This window comes from Calditrichota bacterium (assembly GCA_013151735.1).
In the GTDB taxonomy this organism is placed as follows: domain Bacteria; phylum Zhuqueibacterota; class JdFR-76; order JdFR-76; family BMS3Abin05; genus BMS3Abin05.
In genome coordinates this window covers 1-4,038 of sequence record JAADHR010000172.1, presented here as the reverse complement: position 1 = coordinate 4,038, position 4,038 = coordinate 1, and the positions used below count along the sequence as shown (strand labels likewise).

Here is a 4,038-nt window from a genome sequence, read left to right as displayed (position 1 = left end):
TACTGATTCAAATGAACCGGAAACGGCTTTCGTATAAAGGATTTTCATCTCCGGAATTATGGGCGTTGTCCGGTTTTGTTGGAATGAGTTTCTTGTGGGGGGTCCTTCATGTCAGAGGAAACCTTCTGGGATATGGTCCAACCGGGATTATCCGCCCGATTATTCTTTTGCAGGTGTTTTTTTACTTTTTAGCGGCCTATTTTTTGACGGTCAATTTTTTGGAGAGCCGCTCCGATTGGGTCATCGCAAAAAAATGGCTGATTCGTTTAACGGGGTTGTTGGCCCTTTACGGGATTTTTCGATTCATTGGAATTCTGCTGGGAAAGATTGAAACCATGTGGCCCTTTGGACTTCCCGTTATTCTTTACGATCAAATGCTCATGCTTTATTTACCCATTTTTGCCTGGGTGGCGGGAAAGGTTTTACACAAGCAGGCGTGGAAAGGTCTGGGAGCAGTCGCACTGGTGTCGCTGTTTTTTATTGTAGCAAGTGCCAGGCGGTTCAATTATGTGCTTCTCTTGCTGGGTATTTTGATTGTCCTGGTGGTCGCGTCCTGGTTAAGCGGCCATTTTTGGAGGAGACTGCTCTCATCGACAAAGATGTTTGGCGCGGCTCTAATCATTTTTGCGTTGGGGCTGACACTTATTTTTCCCACCACGGCAAAACGCATTGCCGAAACCGTTCAATCCATCAATATTTACACAAACACGCAACGAGCAGCAACCGGGAGTGACATCCGGCGGCAGGAAATTCGGAATCTGATCTTAAACATGGACAACCGCCCGTATTCCTTTGCGGTGGGCATGGGACTGGGGACGAAATGGAAATCCATCGTGTACCAGCCTATCGACAGTTTTTCCTTTACGGAAAAATATCTTAAGAAAAGTCTGGGATGGTTCCCTCAGTTTCACATCCCCTATTTCGGCCTGGTTTATCGATACGGCATTTTGGGGCTTTTGCTTTTTTGGGGGATTCTTTTGTTCCTATTCACACGGGTTCTTTTGGCGATTCGAACGGTCAGGACAACGGATGAAGCACCCCTTTTAATTGGAATGTGGGTGTTTTTAATGATGATTTTGCCCGCGTTCGGTGATTCCGTAAATCCCACGGGATTTATCCTTTGCGGATTCTACCTGGGACTGCTGGAGTTTCGTCTTGGCTATTGGGGAAATCGAAATGCCGCTTAAACACGCACCGAAAATTGCCATCATTTTACTCAATTGGAACAATACAGCCGACACGCTCGCGTGCCTGGATTCAATCTACGCGGGAACGTACACGGATTTTCACGTGTTTGTTGTGGACAACGGATCCCGGCAAGCCGAAAAGCAAAAACTGATTGCGGGCCTGAAATCGTACCGAAAAATTACCCCCGTTTATCTGGCCAATAATTCCGGGTTTGCCGCCGGAAACAATGTGGCATTGAAGCTTGCGATCCTCAAAAAATACGATTATTATTTGTTGTTAAACAATGACACGGTTGTAGCGAAGGATTTTTTGGACGAAATCCTGACCTGTGCAAGCAGGCATCCGGACGCCGGGGGATTCGGGGCAAGAATATATTATTTTGATCCGCCGGATGTGCTTTGGTACGCCGGAGGAACCGTGCAGCCGATGCTGGCGCGGGTTACGCAGGAAGGCTTTCGGCAAAAAGAAGATGAAACACGGTGGTCCTGTGAAAAACAGATCTCATTTATTACCGGGTGCGCATTTTTAATTGCGCACAAGGCGCTGGAAGACATCGGCTATCTGGAAGAAGATTTTTTTTCCTATTTTGAAGATGTGGAATATTCCCTTCGACTGCAAAAAAACGGATATTCCCTCTGGTATTGCCCCAAAGCAAAAGTCTGGCACAAAGTGGGGGCCGGTCAACACACACGGGCCTACACGCCGTATTATTTGTACTACCAAACACGAAACCGGTGGAAGGCCTTTTCATCGGGTCGGAATGTTTTTTTTAAGGGCTACCTGTTTGGATTGAATTTTTTTCTTTATTTTCTGGGGAGAATCGCCTATATTTTATCAATTCAATCGGAAAACAAAAAGCGCCAGTTAAAAGCCGTCTGGCTGGGATTTTTTCACAGCCTCATCGGAAAAATGGGGAGAGCACCTCAATGGGAAAATTCTGACGGGTATTCTGACGGGTAAGCGCTTGTGCCGATAAGGAATGGGGGGATTTAAGAAATGGACTCCCACGAATGACACGAATTTTCACGAGTTGTTTTGACCCGTATTATTCATAAAATTATGCCACAAAACCACTAAGACGCTAAGAATATTATGATTATGGCAACGATGAATTCGAATTTGTGTTTTTGAAAAATTTACACATGTTTTATTATCTTATTTATTGTCAAAACGTTGTGTCTTTGGCTCTTTGTGGCGAAGAATTATTAATTAAAAAGTTTATCCTGTTCATCCTGTCAAAAATAGAATGACCCAAACCGAATGAAAATACTTTTTCTCACATCCCGATGGCCGGTTCCACCCATCACAGGAGATCGCATCCGGGCTTTTTATCTGCTGCGCCACCTGGCCGAAAAACACGATGTGACACTCGTCAGTTATTATGAGAATTTTCACCAAATTAAACAATTGGAAAGTTCTCAATTGAATGTCCGCGTTCGGCCGGTGAAATTTGCATCGGGACTTTCGTTGTATTCGCGCATGGCTCGTGGTTTTTTTTCGAAATTGCCTCTTCAGGTGCACTATTATTCAACCGAAAAAATGAGGCGGACCATTTCTGAAGAATTGAAATCTCATTCGTTTGATCTCATATTTGTCCATTTGTTACGGATGGCCAATTATGTGATGAACCAGGATTCGATTCCAAAATTGATTGATTTGACGGATGCCATCTCTCTGAATTATGAACGCCTGTTGCGCTTTTCGGGGTTTTACCAGAACAGGAGTTTTAACAAGATTTATTCCCTCGAAAAAAAACGGGTTTTCAATTACGAAAAAAAGATTTTGCGGGCTTTTGACCGCTCGATTCTGATTTCCAAGATTGACCGAGATTATCTCTATCAACCGGAACAAGAAAATCGCGTAAACGTGGTGAAAAATGGCGTAAATTTAACCTACTTTCGATATGCGCCAAACGGCTACGACGCCGATAAGATTGTCTTTCACGGCAACATGAATTATTTACCCAATGTGGATGCCGCCCTTTACTTTTATCACACCATTTTCCCACAGATTAGACGAGAGCGTCCCCGGGCGCGAATCTTTTTTGTGGGAACTCAGCCGAAAAAGCAGATCCGGGAACTGGAAAAAAATCCGGGTGTGTTTGTAACCGGGCGGCTTAACGATTTACGTCCCCAGCTTCGCAATGCAGCCGTGGCGGTGTGTCCTTTACGGGCAGGTGCGGGTTTACAAAACAAGATCCTGGAGGCCATGGCCATCGGTACCCCGGTTGTTAGCACATCCGTAGGGCTGGAGGGAATTGACGCGACGCCAGGCCGCGAGATTGAGGTTGCAGACCAGCCGGACGTATTCGCGGAAAAGGTGCTCTCGTTTATGAACGATTCGGAAAAACGGAAACGCTTTTCAGCACAGGCCAGACAATTTGTGGAAGAAAACTATTCCTGGCAAACGGCTCTGGCACCTTTGAACGATATTCTGGCGGAATTTAATATCTGAACAAAACAAGTCTAATTAACAGGGGGCAGGCATCGTGCTTTTCTGCAAACGAGCCGGCCCGTTTATTTGTGGAGAAAAATGTGAGGGAATGTGTGTGACGCAGCGTCGTCTAATAGGACTCCTCGGAGTTCTTCTGCTTTTGGTTGTTGTTTCAAAATTGGCGTGGTCGGCGGAAACTGACATAGTCCTCGAAAAGGTGCCTGATGGCTATCGAATAACCTACACCTTGCCGACCGTTGACTTTCGGGCCCAGCCGAAATCGGGCCAAAAAGTCCCCTTTTTCCGCGGCGGCCGCTATCTGCCGCAACCCGGACAACCCATTCTGCCCGTCAAAAGTTTTGCTCTGATTCTACCGGGAAGCCAGCAGCCCGAGATTCGGATTCTGGACTCACGCAC

4 protein-coding genes are annotated in these 4,038 nt (G+C 46.0%); all 4 read left to right on the top strand.

Features of this window, described 5'->3' with window-relative positions; all coding sequences use genetic code 11:
* The first annotated feature begins 83 nt into the window (after nt 1–83).
* Nucleotides 84–1,187, top strand: a complete 1,104-nt coding sequence (locus tag GXO76_12065) for a hypothetical protein (protein NOY78594.1) — start codon at nt 84–86, stop codon at nt 1,185–1,187.
* Nucleotides 1,177–2,148 carry a glycosyltransferase family 2 protein gene (locus tag GXO76_12060; protein NOY78593.1) on the top strand — a complete coding sequence of 324 codons (972 nt, stop codon included), beginning with the start codon at nt 1,177–1,179 and terminating at the stop codon, nt 2,146–2,148. The genes GXO76_12065 and GXO76_12060 overlap by 11 nt, the downstream gene beginning before the upstream one ends.
* A gap of 300 nt (nt 2,149–2,448) precedes the next feature.
* Nucleotides 2,449–3,642: a TIGR03087 family PEP-CTERM/XrtA system glycosyltransferase gene (locus GXO76_12055; protein ID NOY78592.1), complete on the top strand. Its 1,194-nt coding sequence runs from the start codon at nt 2,449–2,451 to the stop codon at nt 3,640–3,642.
* 94 nt (nt 3,643–3,736) lie between these two features.
* Nucleotides 3,737–4,038 (top strand): hypothetical protein (locus GXO76_12050; protein NOY78591.1); only part of this gene is annotated, 302 nt, incomplete at its 3' end.